This is a genomic window from Microbacterium aurantiacum (assembly GCF_040532595.1).
Taxonomy (GTDB): domain Bacteria; phylum Actinomycetota; class Actinomycetes; order Actinomycetales; family Microbacteriaceae; genus Microbacterium; species Microbacterium chocolatum_B.
In genome coordinates, this window is the sequence record NZ_JBEVYX010000001.1 from 1,755,347 (window position 1) to 1,779,625 (window position 24,279).

Below are 24,279 nucleotides of genomic sequence, written 5' to 3' on the forward strand. Positions count from 1 at the left end.
GGCGCGTTTGTGAGGAGTTAGGTCCGCCCCGGCCGGGCGATCGGCCCGCGTCGCCCGGCCCGGGCGTCAGCGCTCGCGCAGCGACCCGTCCCGACCGAGCACAAGGGTGAGGTCGGGAACCAGCCGGGCGAGGAACCCCTCGTCGTGACTCACCACGAGCAGCGCGCCGCGGTACGCGGCGAGCGCCGCGACCAGCTGGTCGAGGGTGTCGAGGTCGAGGTTGTTCGTCGGCTCGTCGAGCACCAGCAGCTGCGGCGGGGGATCGGCCAAGAGCAGCCGGGCGAGGGCGACGCGGAAGCGTTCGCCGCCGGACAGCGCCGCGACCGGACGCTCGACCATCGCACCCCGGAGGAGGAACCGCGCCAGCCGGTTGCGCATCTCGACGTCGCCGATGCCGGGCGCCGCGGCGCTCACGTTGGCGAGCACTGATGCGTCGTCGTCCAGCCCGTCGAGGCGCTGGGGCAGGTAGCCGACGCGGTCGGTGTGCGCGGCGCACCGGACCGAACTCCTCCGATCCGGTGCGTCGGGGCCGGACTCGGGCCCGCCGGGCGGGATTCGGCGCATTTCTGAGGAGTTCGGTACGGCGGCCGAGGCGACCAACGTCTCGAGCAGCGTGGTCTTCCCGACGCCGTTGGGCCCGACGAGCGTGACGCGCTCGGGCCCCTGGATCACCCACTCCCGGTCACCGTCGCCGAGCGTGGCGATGCGCCGGCTGGCGGGGACGGCCGGGTCCGGCAGGTCGATCCGCACCGCGTCCTCGTCGCGCACGCGTCGCTCGGCGGCGGCGAGTGTCGCGCGCGCCGCGTCCTCCCGCGCGGACTTCTCCACGCGGAGCTTCCCCGCAGAGACCTGGGCCGCCCGCATCTTCCCGCCCGCGACGATGGGAGGCACGCGCGCGTTCCGCTGCGCCTTCTTCCCCATCGCCGTCCGGCGGGCGAGGGTCGTCTCGGCCTGGATGCGGTCGCGCTTCTCCCGCCGCACCGCCTGGGCGGCGGCCCGCTCGGCCTGTCGCGCGGCATCCTGCTCGGCGTCCAGCCACGCCCTCCACGACGAGTACGGCCCGCCGAACACCGACAGGGTCCCCTCGTGGATCTCGGCGGTGTCGTCCATGAGATCGAGCAGCGTCGTGTCGTGGCTGACCACGATCAGCGTCCCCCGCCACGCCCGCACCAGCGCGTACAGGCTCTCCCGCGCCGCGCCGTCGAGGTTGTTCGTCGGCTCGTCGAGGAGGGTGATCCCCGCGCGCCGGAGACGGATGCCGGCCACGGCCGCCACGATCGCCTCACCGCCCGAGAGCGAACCCACGGAGCGGTCGAGGAGGGTGGGTGACAGGCCCGCTTCGGCGAGGGCCGCCCCGGCGCGGGCCTCGATGTCCCAGTCGTCGCCGACGGCGTCGAAGTGGCGCGGGTCGACGTCGCCGGATTCGATCGCCCGCAGCGCACCGAGCGCGGCACCGACCCCGAGCAGGTCGGCGACCGGCCGGTCGACGTCGAGCGTCAGACGCTGCGGCAGGAACGCGGCATCCGCGGTCCGCTGGACGATGCCGCTGTCGGGCGAGAGGTCTCCGGCGATGAGGCGAAGGAGCGTGGTCTTGCCGGCACCGTTGCGGCCGACGAGTCCCGTGCGTCCGGTGCCGAACGCCCCCGAGACGGCATCGACGGCGGGGGAGCCGTCGGGCCAGGAGAAGCTCAGGCGGTCCAGGACGACGGCGGGCGCGGGCGTACCCGCGGAGATGGGAAGAGAAGAAGATGGCATGAGGCCTCCGGTGTCGGCGTGCGCTGACACCGGAGTGCGCTCGAACACCGGGGGACCGGCGGGAAGCGACGTCGACGGCTCAGCGCAGAGAGAGTGCGCGGCACGTCGGGGTTCGACGGAGCAGCGCGATTACAGCGCGGATGCGTCGATCAGCTTCACCGGTTCGTCCTCACGGTCGGGAACAGGGCCGCCCACGTTACCAGGCCGCCCGTGCCCTGACCAGGTGCGCCAGGTGCGCCAGGTGCGCCAGGCTCCGGGGCGCGCCCTCACTCCGGGTCGTCGGCGAGCCGCTTGGTCAGGAAGACGTGCACGTCCGCCAGCTCTTCGGCCGACACGCTGTGGGTGAGGCCCGGGTAGACGCGACCGCTCAGGTCGCTGTGCTCCGGCAGCCACGCCGTGGTGTGCGCGACGAGCGCATCGGGGATGACGTCGTCATGCGACCCCCGACCCCAGAACACCGGCGGACGCTCCTCGCGCAGCACGTCATCGCCGGGAAGGATGCCGGGGGTCACGTACCCGGCGAGGTTCACCCCGAACGCGAAACGACCGGGCTGCAGGCGCATCGCCTGCATCGCCACCGCCGCGCCCTGCGAGAACCCGAGCAGTCCCACCCGCGGATGCGCGGCACCCTGCGCGTCGATCCACGCCGTCACCGCCCGCGCCGCCGCCGTGACGGCGTCGGGGTCGCGGCCCTGGAGCCCTTCGATCGGGTACCACGAGTAGCCGGGCGCCGGCCACGGCGGAGCGAGCGGGGCGCGCAACGCCGCCACGGCGAAGTCGTCGGGAAGGTACGGGACGAGCCCGAAGAGATCGGCCTCATCCGAGCCGTACCCGTGCAGCAGCACGAGGAGCGGGCGGTCGGCGCGGTCTGCGGCATCCGCCGACCAGCGCACGGCGTTCTCATCGAGGACCGGGTCGGACATGCCGTCCAGTGTCCCACCGACCTCCGACATCCCCGCGCCGCCCGTGGGGTATACAGGAGTCATGCCGGTCCGCACGCCTGATCCCGACCCCGACGAGCGCGGCGAGGGCGCCGCGAACGATCCGCTCCGTTTCGGTCCGGGCTCCTCCTCGGGCTCGACGAACCCCGGATGGCTGAGCGACGTCGAGCTCGCCGAGGCCCGTCGACGGATGCCGATGCTCTATGTCGAGGCGGTCCCGGTCCGCACCGACGGGGTGGGCACGGTGACCCAGGTGGGCATCCTGCTGCGCGCCACACCGGTGGGCGAGATGACGCGGACGATCGTGTCGGGTCGCGTCCGCTACGGCGAGACGGTGCGCGACGCGCTCTTCCGTCACCTCGAGAACGACCTGGGCCCGATGGCCTTCCCGCTCCTTCCGCTGCAGCCGGTGCCCTTCACCGTCGCGGAGTACTTCCCCATCCCCGGTGTGAGCGCGTTCCACGACGATCGTCAGCACGCCGTGTCGCTGCCCTTCGTCGTCCCGGTCACGGGCACGTGCGAGCCGCGTCAGGACGCCCTCGAGGTCACGTGGCTCTCGCCGGAGGAGGCGGCATCCGACGCCCTCGCCGCCGAGATGGAGGGCGGTCGCGGCACCCTCATCCGCCTCGCGCTCGCGAGCGTCGGCGCCCTGCGCTGACGGCACCTCCGCCCACGCACCTCCGCCCACGCTCCTCCGCCCACAGACACGGACTCCGGATGCCGCACAGCCCGCTCCTGGTCGAATTCGCCGTCGCCCTCCCCGTCGTCCTGCTCGTCGCCTACGTCGTCGCGCGGGTGATCCGTCGCCTGTTCGGGCGCCGTATCGCGCTGGAGCTGCGGACCCTGACGATCGTGTCGTTCCTCGGCATCAGCGTCGGTCTGCTGCTGTCGGGGATCTTCTTCTACGGGCTGCGCCTGTGGATGCCGACCACGATCCTGCTCGCGTTCGGGTGCAGTGTGGGCCTCTCGGCCCTCGTGGCCGGCATCGCGGCGTGGATCCGCCGGGGCCGCGTCGACGTGGACGTCCCGGCCGTGCTCGCGGCGGGCGAGAGCGACCGGGTGGAGTTCAAGGAGACCGCGCGCTGGAACATCCGTGAGAACCGCAAGGATCCGCGTATGGAGATGGCGATCGCCAAGACCGTCGCGGCGTTCCTCAACAGCGCGGGCGGTGTGCTCGTCATCGGCGCCTCCGACGAGGGGCGCGCCGTCGGTCTCGACCGCGACCTGGCGACACTCCGCACCCCCGACCACGACCGGTTCGAGCTGTGGCTGCGCGACCTGCTCTCCACCCTCCTCGGACGCAACGCCGCCGCACTCCCGCGCCTGCAGTTCACCGAGGTCGCGGGCGCCACGGTGTGCGCGGTGAACTGCCCGCCCTCGCCGAAGCCCGTGTTCCTCACGGTGGCGAAGGACGGCGGCTCGACCGACCTCTGGGTGCGCGTGGGCAACTCCACCCGCTCGCTCGGCGTGGACGAGGCCGTCGACTACGTCGCGCGCCACTGGCGGCCGTCGGTCCTCGGCGCCCTCACGGGCACGGGCCCCACCCGCTGAGTCTTCGCTGTGACCCCGGTCAGCGCGCCGAGACCGGCGTAGCCTGACAGCATGTCCTCCGGTCGTTCCCTGCCCTCCCGCCGGGCTCTCGCCTGGACCGCCGCGGTCGCCGTGCCCGCCGCGGTCGGTGCCGCCGTCCTCGTGCCGCTCGCCGCGAGCGGCAGCGTCGATCTTCCCGACCTCACGCCCGAGCAGCTCCTCGCCCTCGCCGCCGACAGCGACGTCGACCAGCTCTCGGGCACCCTCGAGCAGACCTCCGCCCTCGGCCTCCCCGACCTCGGCGCCGTCACCGACGCGCTCGGCGGCGGATCGCCGGGCGACCCGGGAACGGATGCCGACTCCCGCGCCGCCGACATCGCCGACCTCCTCGAGCTCGTGACCGGGACGCACACCGCGAAGGTCTACCTCGACGGCGACCGCGCGCGCCTGCAGGTGCTGGACGAACTCGCCGAGCGCAACGTCTACGTCGACGGTGCCGCCGGCGAGGCGTGGTTCGTGGACAGCGAGTCGCAGACCGCCACCCGCTTCCTCGCGCCGGAGGGTTCGGGCGAGAAGCCCGAGGATGCGGTCGAGGCCGAGCTCCCCACCCCCCAGGAGATGATCGACCGGGCGCTCGCCGACCTCGACGAATCCACCGAGGTGTCCGTCGGGTCCGACGGCCGGGTCGCCGGTCGAGACGCGTACGAACTCGTCCTCACCCCGCGCGCCGACGACACGCTCGTCGGCGAGCTGCGCTTCGCCGTCGACGGTGAGACGGGCGCCGCCCTCGCGGCATCCGTCACCGCACGCGGCGCGAGCGAGCCGGCGTTCGAGATCGCCTTCACCGACGTCTCCTTCGCCGCACCCGACGCGGCGGCGCTGTCGTTCGAACCCGGCGCCGGCATCACCGTCGAGGAGAAGGACCTGCCCGTGTGGACGGATGCCGACTCCCGTGCCGACGCCGAGAAGCCGACGCCCCCGGCTTCGGCACAGCCCCGGGTGAGCGGCGACGGGTGGGCGACGATCGTCGAGATCCCGGCGCCCGCCGGGGAGCGCGACCCGATCGCGGGGCTCGCCCCGGATCAGACGGCGCTGCTCGATTCGGTGACGACGGCCGTCGACGGCGGCCGGGTGCTGCAGACGGCGCTCGTGACCGTGCTGCTCACCGACGACGGGCGGGTCTTCGCCGGTGCCGTGCCGGTGGACGCGCTCGTCGCCGCCGCGGCCGCCGACGCCCCGACCCGGTGACCGCGGACGGCCCGGTGACCGGGGACGGCCCGGCCAGCGCGGACGACCCGGGCACCCCGGACGACCCGGGCGCGATCGCCGACGACCTCGCGATCGCGACGCGGGGCCTCACCAAGCGCTTCGGCGCGCAGACCGCCGTCTCCGATCTCGACCTCCGTGTCCCGCGCGGGGCGGTGTTCGGCTTCCTCGGGCCGAACGGGTCGGGCAAGACCACGACGATCCGGATGCTGCTCGGTCTCATCCGGCCGACGTCCGGCGACGCCCGGGTCCTCGGCACCGCGGTGCCCGCGGGGCTCGATCGCGTGCTGCCGCGGGTCGGCGCGCTCGTCGAGGGGCCGGCGTTCGCGCCGTTCCTCACCGGGGCGCAGAACCTCGCCCGGCTCGACGCCGCCGACCGTCGGAGCGACCCCGCGACCCGCGGCGCCCGTGTCGCCACGGCGCTCGAGAGGGTCGGACTCGCGCACGCCGCGCGCAAGAAGGCCCACGCCTACTCGCTCGGCATGAAGCAGCGTCTGGGCCTTGCCGGGGCTCTTCTCGCACCGCGCGAGCTCCTCGTCCTCGACGAGCCGACCAACGGCCTCGATCCGCAGGGGACGCGCGAGGTGCGCGCCCTCGTCCGCGCGCTCGCGGCGGAGGGCGCCACCGTCTTCGTCTCCAGCCACCTCCTCGCCGAGGTCGAGCAGCTGTGCACGCACGTCGGCGTGATGAGCGGCGGGCGCCTCGTCGCGCAGGGGACGCTGGACGATTTCCGCCGCACCGGCGCCCAGCCGCGCGTCCGCGTCCACACCCCCGACACCGACCTCGCCCGATCCGCCCTCGCCGCACTGGCGATGCCGGCGGATGCCGAGGCCGCGGCATCCGATCGGGACCTGGTCGTCGCCCCTCTGTCGGAGGAGCGGGCCCCCGAGGAGATCGTGGCGGCCCTCGTCGCCGCGGGCGTCCGCGTCCGCGGGTTCGAGGTGGTCGGGTCGAGCCTCGAGCAGCGGTTCGTCGAACTCACGGGGGAGGGATTCGATGTCGTCGCGTGAGATCGCGATCCGCCCGGGCGGCACGCTGCGCCTGTTCGCGAACGAACTCGCCACCCAGTTCCGGCGTGGCCGCACGCTCGCGATGCTCGGTGCCCTCGCGCTGATCCCGATCCTCCTCGGCGTCGCGATCCGCATCGCCGGCAGCTCGTCCCCGGGCCGGGGGCCGGCGTTCCTCGACCAGATCACCGGCAACGGGCTCTTCGTCGCGCTCGCCGCCCTCACGGTCGCGATCCCGCTCTTCCTGCCGCTCACCGTCAGCGTCGCCGCGGGGGACGCGATCGCGGGGGAGGCGGCATCCGGCACCCTCCGCTATCTCCTCCTCGTGCCCTCCGGACGCGCCCGGCTCCTCGCGGTCAAGTACGCGTGGGCGGTGGTGTTCTGCCTGACGGCAGCGGTGCTCGTGGTCGTCGTCGGCACGATCGTCGGGTGGATCCTCTTCCCCGTCGGCCCCGTGACGCTGCTCACCGGCAGCGAGGTCTCGGTGGCCGAAGGCGTCGGCCGCGTCCTCCTCATAGCCGGATACGCGGCGCTGTCGCTGTGCGGGCTGGCGGCGATCGGACTGTTCTTCTCGACCCTCACCTCGGTGCCCATCGGTGCGATGGCCGCGACCGCGATCCTCGCCGTTGCGGCGCAGATCGTGGGGGCGATCCCGCAGCTCGAGGCGCTGCATCCGTGGCTGTTCACCGACCGGTGGCTCGACTTCGGCGATCTCCTGCGCGCCCCGATCGTGTGGGACGGTTTCGCCCATAACGCGCTGCTGCAGGGTGCCTACATCGTGGTCTTCGTCGGCGCGGCCCTCTGGCGCTTCGCCCGCAAGGACATCCTGACCTGACCCGCGCGGGTGCGTGACAGGCCGCTCAGGCGGTCTCGCGCGCGATCGCGGCGATGAAGGCGTCGATGTCGGCTTCGGTGGTGTCGAAGCTGCACATCCAGCGGACCTCGTTCTTCGCGGCATCCCAGTCGTAGAAGCGGAAGGACGCGCGCAGGCGATCGGCGACACCGTCGGGGAGCGTGGCGAACACGCCGTTGGCCTGCGTCGCCTGGGTGAAGCCGACACCGCGGATCGATCCGTCGGCGATCCCCGCCTCGACGCCGGCGCGGAGGCGCGCGGCCATCGCGTTGGCGTGCCGGGCGTTGCGGAGGTAGAGGTCGTCGCTGAGGAGCGCGACGAGCTGCGCGGAGACGAAGCGCATCTTCGACGCGAGCTGCATGTTGAGCTTCCGCAGGTAGATGAGGCCGTCGGAGGCGGCCGGGTCCATCACCACGATCGCCTCGCCGAGCATCGCGCCGTTCTTAGTCCCGCCGAAGCTGAGGACGTCGACACCGGCGTCGCGCGTGAAGGCCCGGAGCGGCAGGTCGAGCGCGGCCGCGGCGTTCGAGATGCGGGCGCCGTCCATGTGCAGGCGCATGCCGCGGGCGTGCGCGTGATCGGCGATCGCGCGCACCTCGTCGGCGGTGTAGACGGTGCCGAGCTCGGTGGACTGCGTGATCGAGACCACGAGCGGCTGCGCGCGGTGCTCGTCGCCCCAGCCCCACGCCTCGCGGTCGATGAGCTCGGGGGTGAGCTTGCTGTCCTCGGTCGGAACGGTGAGGAGCTTCAGCCCGCCCACCTTCTCGGGCGCGCCGCCCTCGTCGACGTTGATGTGCGCCGTCCCGGCCGCGATCACCGCACCCCACCGGGGCAGCATCGACTGCAGACCCGTCACGTTCGCGCCGGTGCCGTTGAAGACGGGGAAGGCTTCGACGCCGTCACCGAAGTGCTCCGCGAAGACCTCCTGCAGGCGAGCGGTGTACGCGTCCTCGCCGTAGGCGACCTGGTGGCCCTCGTTGGCCGCGGCGATCGCGGCGAGGACCTCCGGGTGGATGCCGGAATAGTTGTCAGAGGCGAAGCCGCGGACGGCGCGATCGTGGAGGGTGCTCACTTCGTCCAATCTAGTCGGGGTGGCGGGCTCGGCTCAGCCGAGGGCGATCGGCGCGGAGAGGTCGTCGGGCGACGCCTCCCAGAGGGCGACGACGGCCCGGCCGAGGTCGGCCTCGAGGCCCTCGAGGCTTTTCACGCGGAAGATGACGGATGCCGCGCGCAGCGCCTCGCCGGCATCCCGTGCGGCCTTGGCGTAGCCCTGGCCGACCGCGCGGGTCCAGGCCTCCGCGGCGGCCTTGAGAGCCGCGTAGTTCGCCGATCCCGCGAGCGGACGCTCGACCGAGGTGCTCGACACGATCGCCAGACGCCCCGCCGTCGACGCCTGCAGGTCGGGGTCGACGGCGCGCGAGACGTGACGGAGGCTCGTGAGCGCGGGCTCCAGCGCGCGGTAGTCCTTGTCGGTCTGGCCGGCGAGTCCACCCCCGCCGCGCCACCCGCCGACGAGGTGGACGACACCGTCGACGGGTCCCCCCGCCGCGTGGATCCGCGCGACGAGGGAGTCGACGGCGGCCTCGTCGGTCAGATCGCAGACCTCGGCGACGACCTCGCGACCGGTCGCCGCACGCACCTCGTCGACGAGCGCGGTCAGGCGCGCGGCATCCCGCCCGACGGCGATCACCTCGGCGCCCGCGGCGGCGAGCTCGCGCGCGCACGCGAGGCCCGACGCGCTCGTGGCGCCGGCGATCACGACGCGCCGGCCGCGGACGGCGCGGGTCTTCTCGGGGGTCTCGGCGGCGCCGCTCACGCGGGGGTCCGCCCGGTGATCCCGGTCGTGGAGGCGATGACCGGACGCATCTTCTTCTCCAGCGCCTCGAAGAACATCGACAGGGGGAACTCGTCGGGGAGCACCGCGTCGGTGTACCCCTTGGGGGCCCCGGCGAGAATCTCGTCGCTCAGCCCGCGTGCCCATGCGGACGCGGGGTGCGGGGTCACGACGCCGCGGACGAGGTCGTAGGCGGCGAGCCAGTGCGCGACCTTCGGCCGGTCGATCGAGCGCCAGTAGAGCTCATCGATCGCGTCGCCGAGGGCGATGACCGCCGCCGGGACCTCGTCCCAGTCGAAGGCGAGCGCGGTGTCGGTCCAGTGCAGCACACCGCGCTGGTGCAGCCACGCGAAGAGCAGCTGCCCACCGAGTCCGTCGTAGTTGCGCACGCGCGAGCCGGTGATGGCGAAGCGGAAGATGCGGTCGAAGATCACCGCGTACTGCACGAGGACCGCGTGCTGCAGCGTCTCGGCCTCGGTCGCGTCGAGCGTCTCGCCGGCCTCGACCCGGGCGCGCAGGCGCGCGGCGATGCCGACGCACTCGCGGAAGGCCGTCAGGTCGCAGCGCAGCTCCTCGAGGGAGTACAGGAAGAACGGCATCCGCTGCTTGATCATGAACGGATCGAAGGGCAGGTCCCCGCGCATGTGGGTGCGGTCGTGGATGATGTCCCACATCACGAACGTCTTCTCGGTGAGCTCCTGGTCGTCGAGCATCGCGGCGGCGTCGGCGGGGAGGTCGAGCTTCGTGATCTCCGCGGCGGCGCGGACGACGCGCCGGTAGCGCGCGGCCTCGCGGTCCTGGAAGATCGCGCCCCACGTGAACGTGGGGATCTCCCGCATCGCGACCGTCTCGGGGAAGAGCACCGCGGAGTTGGTGTCGTAGCCGGGCGTGAAGTCGATGAACCGCAGGGACACGAACAGGGCGTTGCCGTAGTCGCCGGCCTCGAGCTGCGCGATGAACTCCGGCCAGATGACCTCCACCAGCACCGCCTCGACGTGCCGGTCGCGCGAGCCGTTCTGGGTGTACATCGGGAAGATCACGAGGTGACGGATGCCGTCCACCCGGTGCTGCTGCGGCTGGAACGCCGCGAGCGAGTCAAGGAAGTCCGGCACGCCGAATCCCTCGTCCCGCCACCGGGCGAAGTCCGCCGCCGAGGCGCGGAGGTACGCGTCGTCGTGGGGGAAGGAGGGGCGGAGCTCGTCGAGGGCGGCGACGATCGCCTCGACGTGGGCGGCGGCGTCGTCGTGGCGCGCGGCATCCGGAATCGACCCGTCCGAGACCTGCAGCGGCTGGAGGGCGGTCGCGGCGGCCTTGAGGCTCAGCCAGGCCGCGGAGTCTTCGACGCCGGCGGCGGCGTGCGCGGCGGCGGGACGCGCGGTGGCGGCCGGAACGGTGGTGAGGGGCATGAGGCCTCCGATCGACGCGAGCAGGGAGGACGGATGTCGTCGCGGGTACATGCTACGGGAAGAATTCCGGCAGAATCAAACATTGGCCGGATAATGATCGGCTGTCACCACGGCGGCTGATACCGTGCCCGCATGACTGATCAGCGGGTCGACCCCTCTGCCCCGGAGCGCTCCCGGGCCCGCCTGGACGACGAGACGGACGCCGCGATCGTCGCCGAGGTCACCCGCGACGGCCGTGCGACGCTCGCCCACGTCTCGGCGGCGGTGGGGCTGTCGGTCTCGGCCGTCCAATCGCGCCTGCGGCGTCTGGAGGCCCGCGGCGTCATCACCGGCTATCGCGCGGTCGTCGACGCCGAGGCCGTCGGCAAGCCCCTCGCAGCGTTCATCGAGATCACGCCGCTCGACCCCGGTCAGCCCGACAACGCGCCGGAACTGCTCGAGCACCTGCGTGAGATCGAGGCATGCCACTCGATCGCCGGCGACGCCAGCTACATCCTGCTCGTCCGGGTCGCCACACCACGGCACCTCGAGGAGCTCATCCGCGAGATCCGCCAGACCGCGTCGGTGAACACCCGCACGACCGTGGTCCTGCAGACCTTCTTCGAGCACCGCCCGGTCCTCCCCGCCTGACCTTCCGCTCGAAGGGGGATGGGCCTCCGGCCTCGATGCACAAGCCCCCTTGCCGCGGGATCCGCGGCGAGTAGCCTCGACCGATGACGGACGCACAGGCAGGCGGGCACCCTCCGCAGATCGGACCGGACGGTGCGGGCCTGCTCGTGCTCCGCAACAGGCGTGCGGGCGCGTCCACCCTGCGCGCGGATCCCGGAACGCGCCTGCTGCGCGAACTCCCGGCCGCGCGGGTGCGCGAGCTCGAGCCGGACGAGGACATGGCGGATGTCGTGGCCGCGGCGACCGCGGGCGACGATCCGCCCCGCATGCTCGGGGTCCTCGGCGGCGACGGGTCGGTCTCGGCGATGGCGCACATCGCCCGGTCCGAGGGGCTGCCGCTGTGGGTCGTCCCCGGCGGAACCTTCAACCACTTCTCCCGCGCGCTCGGCATCGACGGGCCGGACGCAGCCCTCTCCGCGCTCCGGAACGGTCGCGTCCGCGCGATCGATGTGCTCGAGGTGCGTGTGGACGACGGCGAGCCGCAGACGGTGCTCAACGCCGCGTCCCTCGGTCTGTACGCGGGTCTCATCGACGAGCGCGAGCGGCGGCAGTCGCTCGGCAAGTGGCTCGGCGCCCTCGTCGCCGCCTCCGACGAGATCACCGAGGCCCAGCCCACCGAGATCGTCGTGGACGGTCGCCGGGCGCGCGTCTGGTCGGTCTTCATCGGCGTGGGCCTGCACGCGTCCGACCAGGTCGCGACGCTGCAGCGTTCCGAGCCGGATGCCGGCACGCTCGACATCCGCATCCACCACGCCCGTGGGGGGCGACTGCGGGCGCTGGCGTCGTTGGCGTTCGGGCGGCGGACGCGGGCTGTGCTGCGTGCGGTGCGCGTGTTCCCGCCGGCGCGCGACGTCGAGCGGCGCCTGGTGGACGCCCTGGAGCTGCGCGTGCGCCCGGCCGACGCGGACCAGGCCGCGTGGGTGCACGACGGCGAGCTCGAGAAGGCCTCCGCGACCGGGTTCACGCTGCACCTCCGCCGCGTCCCCGCCGCCCTGTCGGTCGTGACCTCCCCGTGACCGCGAGACTGCATCTCCCCGTCGAGACTGCGTGCGCGGCGTGCAGTCTCGACCGGAGGATGCAGTCCCGCGGCCAGAGGTGGGCGCCCGGCGTCAGCGGGCGAACTGGACGCCGAGGGTCGCGAGGATGCCGAAGGCGGTGCCCCACAGGATGATCGACACGATCTGCCACAGGATGACGGCGTTGCGGTTCGCGCCGAACGACACCATCGCCGCCGACGTGATCTGGCTCGGCAGGATGGTCTGACCCAGCAGGCTCACCCCGGCCACGCCGTAGCGGTCGAACGCGCGCCGGAGCTTCGCGCGGCGCGGCGACTCCTCGGGTGCGGCATCCGCGCCTCCCCGGCCCGCGATCACCTTCGTGCGCACCCGATGCGCGGAGAACACGAACGCGAGCATCGAGACGACGTTGCCGATCACCGCGACGGCGATCGCGACGGGCGTCGGCAGGCCGATCAGTACGCCGATGACCGAGCCGAAGTACGACTCGACGAACGGGATCGCCGAGACGAGCATCACGCCGAGCCAGGAGATGTACTCGGGGAACGAAGCGGCGAAGTCCTGCAGGGCGGCGATCATGGGGAGTCCTTCTCGGGTGTCGGGGCGGTGGCTCTGCGGCGCCGGAAGCGCCTCGATGACCATCCTTCGCGAACGGATGCCGCGGCGGCAGTGTCCCCGGATCATCGACGGTCGGGCGTTCTCCCACGCCCGACCGTGACAGATGTCACTGGTCTACCCTCGGGGACGTGACCGTGGATCATCGCCGGAACGTCCGCACGACGTGGCTCTACACCCTGGGCTCGATCGTGGCCTTCGTGGGCTTCTTCACCGGGTTCGTCGCGCTGATGATGCTCCCCCCGCTCGCCGCGGCACCGAACGCGGCGATGAGCGTCGCGATCGTGCTGCAGCTGGTGGCGGGTGTCGTGCAGATCCGCTTCTGCTGGTACCTGCGCGGCGGCCGCGGATCCGGGATGCCCGGTATCGGGGCCTCTCTCGCCCTCTTCGTGCCCGCGACGGCCGTGTGGGTGCTGACGCTCTTCGCCCCCGGAGGGGCCCTCCTCGGCGCGGCGTCGCTGTGGGCAGCGCTGTGCGTCGCGGCGTGCCTGGTCGGGCGCCGACGCCGATGGGAGCTCATCGCACTCGGGGTCATCCTCCTCGTGGGGCACACCGTCCTCGCCGAGCGGATCACCCCCGTCCCCCCGGGCGCGTTCCTCGTCGACCCCGGCAGCGCATGGGCGACGGTGATCTACGCTGCGTTCGTGCCGTTCATGCTCCTCACGAGCGTGTGGTTCTGGGAGGTCGTGCTCGAGCTCGACCGGCATCGGCGCACGGCGGCGGCGCTCGCCGTCACCCGCGAGCGCCTGCGGTTCGCCTCCGATCTGCACGACATCCAGGGCCACCACCTGCAGGTCATCTCGCTGAAGGCCGAGCTCGCCGAGCGTCTTCTGCCGGTCGATGTCGAGGCCGCGCGTACGCAGCTGCGCGACGTGCGGACCATCGCCCACGAAGCGCTGGCCGAGACCCGCTCCCTCGTCGCCGGCTACCGGCAGGTATCGCTGGATGACGAGCTGTACAACGCCCGCGAGGTGCTCGGCGCCTCCGGTGCGCGGTGCACGCTGCGCGTGGAGGCGCTCCCCGACGACGACGCGACCCGCAGCGCGCTGGCGCTGACGGTCCGTGAGGCGACGACGAACATCCTGCGCCACAGCGAGGCCACCGAGGTCGAGATCACGGTCGTGGCCACGGCGGGCGGCTGGACGCTGACGATCACCAACGACGCGGCGGCCCCGGCGGCGGCCCCGGCGGCGGGCGCGGCGGCGGGCGGCGATTCCGTCGACGCGGGCAGCGGCATCGCCGGGCTGCGCGAGCGCATGGTCGCCCTCGGCGGGAGCCTGGATGCCGCGCACGAGGGTGACCGGTTCGTCCTGCGCGCGACGGTGCCGACGGTCGCGCGACCGTCGACGGCCGGGGCGCGCGCATGAGCGGCATCCGTCTCCTCGTCGCCGACGACGAGCACCTGATCCGGGGCGCCCTCGTGGCCCTGTTGCAGCTGGAGCCCGACATCGAGGTCGTCGCGACGGCGGAGAACGGCATCCGTGCCGTCGAACAGGCGCGGGAGCACCGGCCGGATGTGTGCCTGCTCGACCTCGAGATGCCCGAGGCCGACGGGCTGGAGGCGGCGGCGCAGATCCTGGCGAGCGTGCCGTCGCGCGTGGTGATCGTCACCCGCCACGCCCGCCCCGGGGTGCTGCGGCGGGCGCTGGCGACCCGGGTGTCGGGGTTCGTGCCGAAGTCGACGCCGGCGGAGGAGCTCGCGGACGTCATCCGGACGGTGGCCGCCGGACGCCGCTACATCGATCCGGAGATCGCGGCGGTCGCGCTGACGGCCGAGCGGAGTCCGCTCACCGACCGCGAGCTCGACGTCCTCCGCCACAGCCGCTCGGCACACAGCGTGCAGCAGATCGCCGATCGCCTCCACCTCGCGCCCGGAACGGTGCGCAACTACCTCTCCGCGGCGATGATGAAGCTCGACGCCTCCTCCCGCCACGAGGCCGCCGACCGCGCCTGGGAGCAGGGCTGGATCTAGCCCCCGCCCCCAGGCACCTGGCCGGGGCTACTGGCCGCCCTCGGTCAGGGTCACCTCGATCGGGGTGTAGGTTCCGGCGACCTCGACGCCCTCCTCCTGGAGTTCGGCGAGCGCCTGCTCGATGTACTCGTTCGAGAAGGCGGATGCCGGGGGCTCGGCCGTGATGAGGTTCAGGCCGTCCTGGTTGACCGCGGCGAGCGCGCCGGCCACCGTCTGATCCCACGCGGCCTGATCGATGACGCCGAACTCGCCCCCGGTCCAGATGAGCTTGTTCACCTCGTTCATCTGCCACAGCTGGTGGGTGGGGCCGACGGGGAAGGCGGCTTCCGCGTTGATCGCGGCGTCGTAGGTGATCTGCGCGGCCTCCTCCGGGTTGTCCCGTGCGAAGACCCAGCCCTTGATGACGGCCTTGAGGAAGCGCACCGCCGCGTCGGCGTAGGCGGGGTCGTTCTCGAGGCGCTCGGTGTCGGCCCAGATCGCGTCCTGCAGCATGGCGCCCGCGGTGTCCTGGTACGACACGACGTCGAAGTCCTCCGGCTGGTACAGCTCGCCGGTCTCGGGGTTCACGACCTCGAGGATCTGCGCCCACTCGTTGTAGGTCATCGCCTGCGCGGCATCCACATCGCGGTCCAGGAGCGCATTCATGCTGAAGTCCTGCGTGACGATCGAGACGGTCGAGGCGTCGAGGCCCTCCTCGGCCATGGCCGCGAAGATCTCCCACTCGTTGCCGAAGCCCCACGATCCGATGCGCTTGCCCTCGAAGTCGGCGACCGATTCGATGCCGCTGTCGGCCCACGACACCTGCAGGGTCCCGGAGTCCTGGAAGACCTGCGCGATGTCGGTGAGCTCGGCGCCGCTGGCCTCGAGGCTCCCGAGCACCTTCGGCACCCATGCGATGGCGAAGTCGACTTCGCCCGCGAGGAGGGCGTCCTGGGGCACGATGTCGCCGCCGGAGGGGAGGATCTCGACGTCGGTGAAGCCCTCGTCCTCGAAATAGCCCTGGTCGAGGGCGACGTAGTAGCCGGCGAACTGGGCCTGCGGCAGCCACTGCAGCTGCAGCGACACCGAGGTCATCGTCTCGCCGTCGCCGGAGTCGCCGCCCGTGCCGGAGTCGGACGATCCCGCGCAGGCGGAGAGGGCGAGCGCGCTGACCGTGACGACGGATGCCGCGGTGAGCGTGCGACGGATGCTGTGTCTCATGCTGTTCCTTTCTCGGGTGATGCAGGGGTGGTGCAGGTGCGAGTGGTGCAGGAGTGGTGCAGGTGCGGAGGGAGCGGACTCAGACGGGCGATCGCCGCGTCGCCCAGCGCTCGAGGAGGGAGGTGATGAGGTAGAAGGCGAGGCCGATGAGCATCCCGCCCACGACGTACGCCCAGGCGAGGGCGGCGCGCCCGGACTTGGCGTACGTGGCGATCGCGGTGCCGATGCCGTCGGCGGGGCCGCCGAAGTACTCGGCGACGAGCGCGGCGATGACCGCGAGCGAGCTCGCGATCCGGAGGCCCGTCATGAGGTACGGCAGGGCCGTGGGGAGGGTGAGGAACCGGAATGTCTGCGCGCGCGACGCCGCCGATGCCCGCAGCAGGTCGCGGTGCACCGGGCGGGTCTGCCGGAATCCGCGCAGCACCGTGACGAACACGGGGATGAACGCGGCGATCGTCGCCACCGCCTGCCGGCCGAACTGGCTCGAGGCGCCGTACATCGTGTTGAGGATCGGGGTGATCGCCACGATCGGGATCACGGCGAGGGCCGAGACGAGGGGGGCGAGCATCCCGTCGATGGGGCGGATCGTCGCCGCGAGCGCCGCCAGGACGATCGCGATGATCGACCCCGCGACGAGTCCGACGAGCGCGTTGGTCGCGGTGACCGCCATATCGTCGGCGATGATGTTCCACCGGAGCACGAACTCCGCCGCGATCGCGATCGGACTCGGGAGCATGCGGGGCGCGGTGCCGAGCACGTCGACCCAGAACATCCAGGCCGCGAGGATCGCGAGACCCACGACGACGGGGGCGACGACCTTCAGCCATCCCGGCAGCGCCCGTCCACCCCGGCGCGTGCCCCGTCGCGGGGCGCTTCCCGCATCCAGGCCCGAGACGATGTCGGATGCCGGGGCGGAGACCGGTGCCGGTGCCGTCATCGTTCGTTCGCCCTCTCCACCGGGGCGCCGTGGAGGGCCTCGCGGACGGCGGTGACGTGGGCGAAGTACGCGGGGGATTCGCGCAGGGCCTCGTCACGGTCATCGCCCAGGTCGGTCACGATGACGTCGGTGATGCGGCCGGGGCGCGGACTCATCACCACGACGCGGTCCGAGAGGAACACCGCCTCCGGGATCGAGTGGGTCACGAACACCACCGCCGCCCCGGTCTCGACGGCGATGCGGGCGAGCTCGGACTGCAGGTACTCGCGGGTCATCTCGTCCAGGGCGCCGAACGGCTCGTCCATCAGCAGGAGCTTCGGCCGCGAGGCCAGGGCGCGGGCGATCGCGACCCGCTGCTGCATGCCGCCGGAGAGCTGGTCGGGGTAACGGTCGACGAAGTCGGTGAGACCCACCAGCTCGGCGAGCTCCGCGACCCGATCCGCGCGCTGGGCCTTGCCGGTGCCGTGGAGCTCCAGCGGCAGGGCGATGTTCGCCGCGACCGTCCGCCAGGGCAGCAGGCCCGCCTGCTGGAACGCGATGCCGTAGTCGCCGTCGATCCGCGCTCTGCCGGCGGGCTTGCCGAAGATGCGCAGGTCACCGCTGGTGGCCTGATCGAGGTCGGCGATGAGGCGCAGGAGCGTGGACTTGCCGCATCCGGACGGTCCGATGAGCGAGACGAACTCGCCCGCCGCGACCTCGAGCTCGACACCGGTCAGCGCCACCACCTCGCCGGTCTTGGTGGGGAACACCTTCCCGACGCCGGTGGCGCGCACGGCGGGTTCGGCGGATGCCGGGGCGGGGACGCCCGGGGCGGGGGTGTGCGCAGTCGTCATGCCGCGGCTTCTCCTCTGCGGTAGTTGGCCAGGGCCAGCCCGATGAGCGCGACCGAGCCGGCGGCGATGAGCCCCAGCGCGATCGATCCGAAGGTCGGACCCCAGGGAGCCGCGGGGTCGCTGGATGCTTGACCGGCGAGCTGGATCAGCATCCGTCCGATCCCGCCGCGTATACCGATCGAGACCTCCGCGACGACGGCGCCGAGCACCGCGTTGGCGGCGGCGAGGCGGAGCGCCGGCAGCAGGTAGGGGACGGCGGCGGGAAGCCGCAGGCGCAGCAGCGTCGGCCAGTAGCCGGCGGCGTAGGTGCGCATCAGGTCGAGGTGGATGCGGTCGGGTGAGCCGAGCCCCTTGAGCACCCCGATCGCGACGGGGAAGAACGCCAGGTACGACGCGATGATCGCCACCGACAGCCACTGCGGCCACGGCGTCCCGCCGCGATCGATCTGGATGCCGATGGCGTTGACGACCGGGGCGAAGGCGATGAGCGGCACGATCTGGCTCACCACGATCCAGGGGAGGAGCCCCCACTCGACCAGCCGCCAGCGCTGCATCAGCAGCCCGAGGAGCGCCCCGACGGCGACGCCGATCAGCCAGCCGACGGCGGCGATCCCGAGCGTGACGAGCGCCGCGGAGATCACCGACATGTACAGCGGGGGCGTGTCGCCGCCGCTCGTGGGTTGGAACAGGCGCGCGACCATGTCCCACACGTGCGGCATCGCCCGGTCGTGCGTCCGCGGGAGGATGAGCAGCCCCGATCCCGCTTCGCCCTCGACCGCGCCGATCGTCACGCCCTCCGCCGGGCCGAGGAACTTGTACACCTCCCAGAGGAGGAGGACGGCGAGGATGCCGAGGGCGCCCCACCCGGCCGCGACCCACCCGCGCAGCTCGCCCTGGCGGCGCATGCTCCAGCGCGTCGGGCTGCTGGCGGGGGCCGAGGTCACGACTTCGCCGTCAGGTGGGTCTGGAGGGCGGGGATCACGGTCTCGCCGTACACCCGCATCGTCTCCTCCTTGTTGTCGTGCTGGAGGTAACCGGCGAACTGCGTGACGCCGATCGCGCGGAGCGCCTCGAGCTTGGCGATGTGCTCGTCCGCGGTGCCGAGGATGCAGAACCGGTCGACGATCTCGTCGGGGACGAAGTCGACGTGATCGTTGTCGGCCTTCCCGTGGGTGTTGTAGTCGTAGCCCTGGCGCCCGGCGATGTAAGAGGTGAGCGCCTCGGGGACCTCCCCGTGGTGGCCGTACTTCGCGACGATGTCGGCGACGTGGTTCCCGACCATTCCGCCGAACCAGCGGCACTGCTCGCGCATGTGGGCGAGATCGGTGCCGATGTACATCGGAGCCGCGACGCAGAAGGCGATCGAGTCGGGGTCGCGGCCGACGTTCGCCGCGGCCTCCCGCACGGTTCTGATCATCCAGGCGGCGATGTCGAGGTCGGCCAGCTGCAGGATGAACCCGTCGCCGACCTCACCGGTGAGCTTCAGCGCGAGCGGTCCGTAGGCGGCGACCCACACGTCGAGCGCGGATCCACGGCTCCACGGGAACCGGATCGTCGCGCCGTTGTACTCGACCGGTCGCGAGTTCCCGAGCTCGCGGATCACGTGGATCGACTCGCGCAGCTCCCGCATCGTGACCGGCTTGCCGTTGGTGACGCGCACCGCGGAGTCGCCGCGGCCGATCCCGCAGATCGTTCGGTTGCCGTACATCTCGTTGAGCGTGGCGAAGACGGATGCCGTCACCGTCCAGTCCCGCGTGGCGGGGTTCGTCACGAACGGCCCCACCGTCACCCGGTTCGTCTCGGCGAGGATCGCGGAGTGGATGACGTACGGCTCCTGCCAGAGGAGGTGCGAATCGAACGTCCACACGTGGCTGAACCCGTGCGCCTCGGCGAGCTTGGCGAGCTGCACGGTGCGGGCGGCGGGCGGGTTGGTCTGGAGGACGACTCCGAAGTCCATGCGGGATCCCTTAGGTCAGGTACTGCGTGAGTCCGCGCTTGACGAAGCGTCCGTCGCCCCGGGAGCCGAGGTAGGCGCCGTCGTCGACGATCACCTTGCCGCGGGAGATCACGGTGTCGACGTGACCGTCGATCTCGTAGCCCTCCCACGCCGAGTGGTCCATGTTCATGTGGTGCGTCTTGTTCACCCCGATGGAGGTGTGGCCGTTCGGGTCGTAGACGACGATGTCGGCATCCGCCCCCGGCTGGATGACGCCCTTGCGGCCGTACATGCCGAACATGCGCGCCGGGGTCGTGGAGGTGAGCTCGACCCAGCGCTCGAGGGTGAGCCGGCCGGTGACGACGCCCTGGTACATGAGGTCCATGCGGTGCTCGACCGACCCGATGCCGTTGGGGATCTTCCGGAAGTCGCCGAGGCCCAGCTCCTTCTGATCCTTCATGCAGAAGGGGCAGTGGTCGGTGGAGACCATCTGCAGGTCGTTGGTGCGGAGGGCCTGCCACATGTGGTCCTGGTGACCCTCGGCGCGCGAGCGCAGCGGCGTGGAACAGACCCACTTCGCGCCCTCGAACGCGCCCCACTCGTCGCTCTGCGCACCCAGCTGCTCCTCGAGCGACAGATAGAGGTACTGCGGGCACGTCTCGCCGAAGACGTTCTGGCCGCGGTCGCGGGCCCACGCGAGCTGTTCGACGGCCTGCTTCGCGCTCACGTGGACGACGTAGAGCGGCGCCCCCGTGACGTTGGCGAGCATGATCGCGCGGTGGGTGGCCTCCTCCTCCATCTGCCAGGCGCGGGCGACCCCGTGGAAGTACGGGTCGGTCCTGCCCTGCTCCACCAGCTGGGCGGCGAGGACGTCGATGGCGGGGCCGTTCTCGGCGTGCATCATCGTGAGCAGCCCCGTCTCGCGGCTCACCTGCATCGCCCGGAGGATCTGCGCGTCGTCGGAGTAGAAGACGCCCGGGTAGGCCATGAAGAGCTTGAAGCTCGAGATGCCCTCGTCGATGAGCTTCGGCATCGCCGCGAGGGAGGCGTCGTCGATGCCGCCGATGATCTGGTGGAAGCCGTAGTCGATCGCGCAGTTGCCGGCCGCCAGCTCGTGCCAGCGCTCGAGCCCCTCGAACACGTTCCCGCCGTACGTCTGCACGGCGAAGTCGACGATCGTCGTCGTCCCTCCCCACGCCGCCGCCCGCGTCCCGGTCTCGAACGTGTCGCTGGCGGACGTGCCGCCGAAGGGCAGCTGCATGTGGGTGTGGGCGTCGATGCCGCCGGGGATGACGTACTTGCCGGTCGCGTCGATCACGCGGTCGACCGAGGCGGCGACATCCGTTCCGAGGAGCGCGGAGCCGGGCTGGAGGACGGCGACGATGGTCTCGCCGTCGACGAGGACGTCGGCGAGGCCGCGCCCTGTGGCCGAGACGACGGTGCCGCCGGTGATGAGTGTCGTGGTCATGTGCCCTCTCCCTACGGCTTCGCGATCCGGGTGTAGGAGTCGGGACGGCGGTCGCGGTAGAACTGCCAGTCGTCGCGCATCTGGAGCACCATGTCCATGTCGAGGTCGCGGATCAGCACCTCCGTCTCCGTGCCCGATCCGCGCTCGCCGACGAAGTCGCCGCGCGGGTCGATGACCTGGCTCGTGCCGTAGAAGTCGACCGCGAGGTCGCCGTACTCGTTGTCCTCGCGTCCGACACGGTTGGGCTGGAGCACGAAGTAGCCGTTCGCGACGGCGGCGGCCGGTCCCTCGACCTCCCACAGCCGGTTCGACAGACCCGGCTTGGTCGCGTTCGGGTTGAACACCATGTGCGCGTCGGCAAGACCCAGCTCCCGCCATCCCTCCGGGAAGTGGCGGTCGTAGCAGATGTACATCCCGACGCGACCGACCGCGGTGTCGAAGACCGGGTAGCCGAGGTTGCCGGGGCGGAAGTAGAACTTCTCCCAGAACCGGTCGAGGTGCGGGAGGTGGTGCTTGCGGTACTTCCCGAGGACCGTCCCATCGGCATCCACCAGGACGGAGGTGTTGTAGTAGACGCCGGTCTCGGCCTCTTCGTAGATCGGCAGCACCATGACGGTGCCGAGCTCCTTCGCGAGGGCGGCGAAGCGCTGCACGATCGGACCGTCGGCCTGCTCGGCGTAGCGGTAGTACTTCTTGTCCTGCGTGATCCCGAAGTACGGACCGTAGAACAGCTCCTGGAAGCACACGACCTGGGCGCCCTCGGCCGCAGCATCCCGGGCGAAGCCCTCGTGTCTGTCGAGCATGGAGGCCTTGTCGCCCGTCCAGGTGGTCTGGGTGATGGCTGCACGCACCGTCGTCATCGTCTCTCCGTCCGCCGTGCCCGAAACCTGATCCTGACGCGAACACGTTTCCCGTCGGTTTCGGCCTGTGTCGCGACAGTAAAGCCTCCCGGGACCCGCGGCAATGGGTCCCGCGTGCGCCCCCGTCAGAGGGGGAGGGGTGGGATACATCGGGAGACGGATGCCGCGGGGAGGGCGACCGCATAGCGTGGGGTGGGTGTTCCGTGCGCTGCCCGTCCGATCGGTCGTGATCGACGTCGTCATCGCGGTGGGCTTCCTCGCGATCGCGCTGCCCGTCGAGATCCAGATCGTGCCGTGGGCGGGACTCGAGCAGCGCGTGGGGACGACGCTCGCCGCCGTCCCGGGGATCGCCGTCGCACTCGTGTTCGCCGCCGCACTCGCCGTCCGGCGCGTCGCGCCCGGCATCGCCCTCGGGGCGGCGTGGGCGGGTGCGGTGCTGCAGATGGGCTTCGGGCGTCCTCCGAGCTTCTCGGATGCCGCGGTGTTCGCGGTGCTGTACACCGCCGCCGCGTACGGAACCCGTCAGGTCTTCTGGGTGGGCCTCGCCTCCGCGGTCGCCGGAGCCGGCATCGGCACCGTGTACCTGTTCGTCGGCCCGCTCTCCGGCGGGGCTCCGGTCAGCTGGGAGACCCTCCCCGTCGCCGCGGTCGTGCTGGTCGCCGCCGTCTTCGCACTCGGCCTGTCGTGGACGATCGGCGCGCTCGTGCGCACCTCCCGCCGCGCCCGCGAGACGCGGCAGGAGCGCGAGGTCGCCCGCGCAGAGACCGCCGCCGAGGCCGAGCGCGTGCGCATCGCCCGCGACATGCACGACGTGGTCGCGCACTCCCTCGCCGTCGTGATCGCCCAGGCCGACGGTGCGCGGTACGCCGCCGCCGCAGACCCTGCCGCCGCCCCGGCGGCGCTCGCGACCATCTCGGCGACCGCGCGGGACGCGCTCGCCGACGTCCGGCTCCTTCTGACGCAGCTGCGCCATTCGCAGTCCGACGGCCCGCAGCCGACCCTCGCCGACCTCGAGGGGCTCTACGCCCAGGTGCGCGAGGCCGGCGTCGACCTGCGGGTGGACGTCGACCCGATGCCCACCGGCGACCCACCCGCCGGCATCCAGCTCGCCGTCTTCCGCATCGTCCAGGAGGCGCTGACCAACGCCCTCCGGCACGGCGACCACTCCTCCCCCGTGGAGGTGCGGCTGCGCTGGCTGCCCGAGCGCGTGGAGGTCGAGATCGACAACGCGATCGCCGCGCCCGTCCACCCGCCGGCACTGACGGACGCCGCACCCGGCGGCGACCTCCCGCGCGGGCACGGCCTCATCGGCATGCGCGAGCGCGCGCAGCTGGTCGGGGGCAAGGTGGACGCCGGAGCCGACGGCCCGCGCTTCGCCGTCCGTGCCGTGCTCCCCGTCTCCTCCGCCTCGACCGCCCTCTCCCGGGAAGCACCATGACCGCACCCATCCGCGTCGTCCTCGTCGACGATCAGGCCCTCTTCCGCGCCGGCATCCGCATGCTCGTCGATTCGCAGCCCGACCTCGCGGTCGTCGGCGAGGCCTCCGACGGGGCGGAGGCGCTCACGGTCGTCCGCGCGACGCGACCGGATGTCGTGCTGATGGACATCCGGATGCCGGTGATGGACGGTCTCGCCGCCACCGCCGAGCTCCTGCGCGACGACGCCCCACCGAGGGTCGTGATGCTCACGACGTTCGACCTCGACGAGGCCGCGGCGCGCGCCATCCGGCAGGGCGCGAGCGGGTTCCTGCTGAAGGACGCCGATCCGGAGTTCCTCCTCGCCGCCGTCCGCACGGTTCACGCCGGATCCGCCGTCATCGCCGCCTCCGCGACGCGCGAGCTCTTCGCCCACGTCGGGGCGGGCGCCGCGCGACCGGCCCCCGCCGTCCCCGAGACCTACGGGCAGCTCACCGACCGGGAACGCGAGATCTTCGCCCTCGCCGCCCGGGGGCTCTCCAACGCCGAGATCGCCGCGCGCGAGTTCCTGTCGGAGGCGACGGTGAAGACCCACATCAGCCGCATCCTCACGAAGCTCGGCCTCCGCGACCGCGTGCAGCTGGTGGTCTTCGCCTTCGACCACGCCCTGGTGTAGCAGACGGTCGCAGGCCGCGGAGATCATCCTTCCGAAGTACGCGGATGCGACCCGCGACCGACGCGGTGGACGGATGCCGATTCGTAGCGT

At 72.1% G+C, this 24,279-nt stretch carries 24 protein-coding genes; 11 read left to right on the top strand and 13 right to left on the bottom strand.

Going from position 1 to position 24,279, the window contains the following annotated elements:
• Window positions 1–66 precede the first annotated feature (66 nt).
• The gene (locus ABXJ56_RS08340) at window positions 67–1,755 is read right to left on the bottom strand and encodes an ABC-F family ATP-binding cassette domain-containing protein (protein WP_353999218.1); all 1,689 of its coding nucleotides are present in this window, start codon (window positions 1,753–1,755) and stop codon (window positions 67–69) included.
• Window positions 1,756–2,021: 266 nt separating this feature from the next.
• Window positions 2,022–2,678, bottom strand: coding sequence for an alpha/beta hydrolase (locus tag ABXJ56_RS08345; protein WP_353999219.1), 657 nt, complete (start codon window positions 2,676–2,678; stop codon window positions 2,022–2,024).
• Between the two features lie 61 nt (window positions 2,679–2,739).
• Here ABXJ56_RS08345 and ABXJ56_RS08350 point away from each other — a divergent pair, with 61 nt between their 5' ends.
• The 5 genes from ABXJ56_RS08350 to ABXJ56_RS08370 all read left to right on the top strand — a co-directional run bounded on the left by ABXJ56_RS08350 (window position 2,740) and on the right by ABXJ56_RS08370 (window position 7,334).
• A complete protein-coding gene (locus ABXJ56_RS08350; protein ID WP_353999220.1) occupies window positions 2,740–3,354 on the top strand; it encodes an NUDIX hydrolase family protein in 615 nt (204 codons plus the stop codon).
• Between the two features lie 59 nt (window positions 3,355–3,413).
• Window positions 3,414–4,247 (top strand): AlbA family DNA-binding domain-containing protein, encoded by an 834-nt coding sequence (locus ABXJ56_RS08355; RefSeq protein WP_353999221.1) that lies wholly within the window; start codon window positions 3,414–3,416, stop codon window positions 4,245–4,247.
• 51 nt (window positions 4,248–4,298) lie between these two features.
• Window positions 4,299–5,474 (top strand): LolA family protein, encoded by a 1,176-nt coding sequence (locus tag ABXJ56_RS08360; RefSeq protein ID WP_353999222.1) that lies wholly within the window; start codon window positions 4,299–4,301, stop codon window positions 5,472–5,474.
• Between the two features lie 74 nt (window positions 5,475–5,548).
• Entirely contained in the window at window positions 5,549–6,502 is a 954-nt protein-coding gene (locus tag ABXJ56_RS08365) for an ABC transporter ATP-binding protein (protein WP_353999992.1), read from the top strand.
• On the top strand, window positions 6,489–7,334 hold the full coding sequence (locus ABXJ56_RS08370; protein ID WP_353999223.1) for an ABC transporter permease: 846 nt from the start codon (window positions 6,489–6,491) through the stop codon (window positions 7,332–7,334). Before ABXJ56_RS08365 ends, ABXJ56_RS08370 begins: the two co-directional genes overlap by 14 nt.
• A 25-nt stretch (window positions 7,335–7,359) precedes the next feature.
• On the opposite strand, the gene ABXJ56_RS08375 is transcribed toward ABXJ56_RS08370, so the two are convergent.
• From ABXJ56_RS08375 to ABXJ56_RS08385, 3 genes are read right to left on the bottom strand one after another with little or no spacing between them, the layout of a single operon-like run.
• The gene (locus ABXJ56_RS08375) at window positions 7,360–8,424 is read right to left on the bottom strand and encodes a threonine aldolase family protein (RefSeq protein ID WP_353999224.1); all 1,065 of its coding nucleotides are present in this window, start codon (window positions 8,422–8,424) and stop codon (window positions 7,360–7,362) included.
• 33 nt (window positions 8,425–8,457) lie between these two features.
• Window positions 8,458–9,168 carry an SDR family NAD(P)-dependent oxidoreductase gene (locus ABXJ56_RS08380; protein ID WP_353999225.1) on the bottom strand — a complete coding sequence of 237 codons (711 nt, stop codon included), beginning with the start codon at window positions 9,166–9,168 and terminating at the stop codon, window positions 8,458–8,460.
• Entirely contained in the window at window positions 9,165–10,592 is a 1,428-nt protein-coding gene (locus ABXJ56_RS08385; RefSeq protein ID WP_353999226.1) for a DUF6421 family protein, read from the bottom strand. Before ABXJ56_RS08385 ends, ABXJ56_RS08380 begins: the two co-directional genes overlap by 4 nt.
• Before the next feature lie 183 nt (window positions 10,593–10,775).
• On the opposite strand from ABXJ56_RS08385, the gene ABXJ56_RS08390 reads away from it, so the two are divergent.
• Both ABXJ56_RS08390 and ABXJ56_RS08395 read left to right on the top strand, forming a co-directional pair.
• The gene (locus ABXJ56_RS08390) at window positions 10,776–11,222 is read left to right on the top strand and encodes an Lrp/AsnC family transcriptional regulator (protein WP_353999993.1); all 447 of its coding nucleotides are present in this window, start codon (window positions 10,776–10,778) and stop codon (window positions 11,220–11,222) included.
• An 83-nt stretch (window positions 11,223–11,305) separates the two neighbouring features.
• Complete coding sequence (locus ABXJ56_RS08395; RefSeq protein ID WP_353999227.1) at window positions 11,306–12,277, top strand: diacylglycerol/lipid kinase family protein; 972 nt, start codon at window positions 11,306–11,308, stop codon at window positions 12,275–12,277.
• Between the two features lie 93 nt (window positions 12,278–12,370).
• On the opposite strand, the gene ABXJ56_RS08400 is transcribed toward ABXJ56_RS08395, so the two are convergent.
• On the bottom strand, window positions 12,371–12,856 hold the full coding sequence (locus ABXJ56_RS08400; RefSeq protein ID WP_353999228.1) for a hypothetical protein: 486 nt from the start codon (window positions 12,854–12,856) through the stop codon (window positions 12,371–12,373).
• A gap of 167 nt (window positions 12,857–13,023) precedes the next feature.
• On the opposite strand from ABXJ56_RS08400, the gene ABXJ56_RS08405 reads away from it, so the two are divergent.
• Window positions 13,024–14,259 (top strand): sensor histidine kinase, encoded by a 1,236-nt coding sequence (locus ABXJ56_RS08405; RefSeq protein WP_353999229.1) that lies wholly within the window; start codon window positions 13,024–13,026, stop codon window positions 14,257–14,259.
• Entirely contained in the window at window positions 14,256–14,864 is a 609-nt protein-coding gene (locus ABXJ56_RS08410) for a response regulator transcription factor (protein WP_353999230.1), read from the top strand. The genes ABXJ56_RS08405 and ABXJ56_RS08410 overlap by 4 nt, the downstream gene beginning before the upstream one ends.
• Window positions 14,865–14,891: 27 nt before the next feature.
• On the opposite strand, the gene ABXJ56_RS08415 is transcribed toward ABXJ56_RS08410, so the two are convergent.
• The 7 genes from ABXJ56_RS08415 to ABXJ56_RS08445 form a co-directional block, all read right to left on the bottom strand.
• The gene (locus ABXJ56_RS08415) at window positions 14,892–16,064 is read right to left on the bottom strand and encodes an ABC transporter substrate-binding protein (RefSeq protein ID WP_353999231.1); all 1,173 of its coding nucleotides are present in this window, start codon (window positions 16,062–16,064) and stop codon (window positions 14,892–14,894) included.
• 79 nt (window positions 16,065–16,143) lie between these two features.
• Window positions 16,144–17,001: an ABC transporter permease gene (locus tag ABXJ56_RS08420; protein WP_353999232.1), complete on the bottom strand. Its 858-nt coding sequence runs from the start codon at window positions 16,999–17,001 to the stop codon at window positions 16,144–16,146.
• Window positions 16,998–17,834 (bottom strand): ABC transporter ATP-binding protein, encoded by an 837-nt coding sequence (locus ABXJ56_RS08425; protein WP_353999233.1) that lies wholly within the window; start codon window positions 17,832–17,834, stop codon window positions 16,998–17,000. Before ABXJ56_RS08425 ends, ABXJ56_RS08420 begins: the two co-directional genes overlap by 4 nt.
• Complete coding sequence (locus ABXJ56_RS08430) at window positions 17,831–18,739, bottom strand: ABC transporter permease (protein ID WP_435404989.1); 909 nt, start codon at window positions 18,737–18,739, stop codon at window positions 17,831–17,833. Before ABXJ56_RS08430 ends, ABXJ56_RS08425 begins: the two co-directional genes overlap by 4 nt.
• 35 nt (window positions 18,740–18,774) lie before the next feature.
• Window positions 18,775–19,791 (bottom strand): TIGR03842 family LLM class F420-dependent oxidoreductase, encoded by a 1,017-nt coding sequence (locus ABXJ56_RS08435; RefSeq protein ID WP_353999235.1) that lies wholly within the window; start codon window positions 19,789–19,791, stop codon window positions 18,775–18,777.
• Between the two features lie 10 nt (window positions 19,792–19,801).
• Window positions 19,802–21,238: a dihydropyrimidinase gene (gene hydA, locus ABXJ56_RS08440; protein ID WP_353999236.1), complete on the bottom strand. Its 1,437-nt coding sequence runs from the start codon at window positions 21,236–21,238 to the stop codon at window positions 19,802–19,804.
• A gap of 11 nt (window positions 21,239–21,249) precedes the next feature.
• Entirely contained in the window at window positions 21,250–22,098 is an 849-nt protein-coding gene (locus ABXJ56_RS08445) for a nitrilase-related carbon-nitrogen hydrolase (RefSeq protein ID WP_353999237.1), read from the bottom strand.
• Window positions 22,099–22,294: 196 nt separating this feature from the next.
• Here ABXJ56_RS08445 and ABXJ56_RS08450 point away from each other — a divergent pair, with 196 nt between their 5' ends.
• Both ABXJ56_RS08450 and ABXJ56_RS08455 read left to right on the top strand, forming a co-directional pair.
• A complete protein-coding gene (locus tag ABXJ56_RS08450) occupies window positions 22,295–23,536 on the top strand; it encodes a sensor histidine kinase (protein WP_353999238.1) in 1,242 nt (413 codons plus the stop codon).
• Window positions 23,533–24,189 carry a response regulator transcription factor gene (locus ABXJ56_RS08455; RefSeq protein ID WP_353999239.1) on the top strand — a complete coding sequence of 219 codons (657 nt, stop codon included), beginning with the start codon at window positions 23,533–23,535 and terminating at the stop codon, window positions 24,187–24,189. The genes ABXJ56_RS08450 and ABXJ56_RS08455 overlap by 4 nt, the downstream gene beginning before the upstream one ends.
• Window positions 24,190–24,279: the final 90 nt, after the last annotated feature.

Bases quoted from the DNA above. Each gene is read 5' to 3' on its own strand.
- ABXJ56_RS08340 (WP_353999218.1), bottom strand. From the start codon at position 1,755: ATGCCATCTTCTTCTCTTCCCATCTCCGCGGGTACGCCCGCGCCCGCC.
- ABXJ56_RS08345 (WP_353999219.1), bottom strand. From the start codon at position 2,678: ATGTCCGACCCGGTCCTCGATGAGAACGCCGTGCGCTGGTCGGCGGAT.
- ABXJ56_RS08350 (WP_353999220.1), top strand. From the start codon at position 2,740: ATGCCGGTCCGCACGCCTGATCCCGACCCCGACGAGCGCGGCGAGGGC.
- ABXJ56_RS08355 (WP_353999221.1), top strand. From the start codon at position 3,414: ATGCCGCACAGCCCGCTCCTGGTCGAATTCGCCGTCGCCCTCCCCGTC.
- ABXJ56_RS08360 (WP_353999222.1), top strand. From the start codon at position 4,299: ATGTCCTCCGGTCGTTCCCTGCCCTCCCGCCGGGCTCTCGCCTGGACC.
- ABXJ56_RS08370 (WP_353999223.1), top strand. From the start codon at position 6,489: ATGTCGTCGCGTGAGATCGCGATCCGCCCGGGCGGCACGCTGCGCCTG.
- ABXJ56_RS08385 (WP_353999226.1), bottom strand. From the start codon at position 10,592: ATGCCCCTCACCACCGTTCCGGCCGCCACCGCGCGTCCCGCCGCCGCG.
- ABXJ56_RS08395 (WP_353999227.1), top strand. From the start codon at position 11,306: ATGACGGACGCACAGGCAGGCGGGCACCCTCCGCAGATCGGACCGGAC.
- ABXJ56_RS08400 (WP_353999228.1), bottom strand. From the start codon at position 12,856: ATGATCGCCGCCCTGCAGGACTTCGCCGCTTCGTTCCCCGAGTACATC.
- ABXJ56_RS08410 (WP_353999230.1), top strand. From the start codon at position 14,256: ATGAGCGGCATCCGTCTCCTCGTCGCCGACGACGAGCACCTGATCCGG.
- ABXJ56_RS08415 (WP_353999231.1), bottom strand. From the start codon at position 16,064: ATGAGACACAGCATCCGTCGCACGCTCACCGCGGCATCCGTCGTCACG.
- ABXJ56_RS08420 (WP_353999232.1), bottom strand. From the start codon at position 17,001: ATGACGGCACCGGCACCGGTCTCCGCCCCGGCATCCGACATCGTCTCG.
- ABXJ56_RS08425 (WP_353999233.1), bottom strand. From the start codon at position 17,834: ATGACGACTGCGCACACCCCCGCCCCGGGCGTCCCCGCCCCGGCATCC.
- ABXJ56_RS08430 (WP_435404989.1), bottom strand. From the start codon at position 18,739: ATGCGCCGCCAGGGCGAGCTGCGCGGGTGGGTCGCGGCCGGGTGGGGC.
- ABXJ56_RS08435 (WP_353999235.1), bottom strand. From the start codon at position 19,791: ATGGACTTCGGAGTCGTCCTCCAGACCAACCCGCCCGCCGCCCGCACC.
- hydA (WP_353999236.1), bottom strand. From the start codon at position 21,238: ATGACCACGACACTCATCACCGGCGGCACCGTCGTCTCGGCCACAGGG.
- ABXJ56_RS08445 (WP_353999237.1), bottom strand. From the start codon at position 22,098: ATGACGACGGTGCGTGCAGCCATCACCCAGACCACCTGGACGGGCGAC.
- ABXJ56_RS08455 (WP_353999239.1), top strand. From the start codon at position 23,533: ATGACCGCACCCATCCGCGTCGTCCTCGTCGACGATCAGGCCCTCTTC.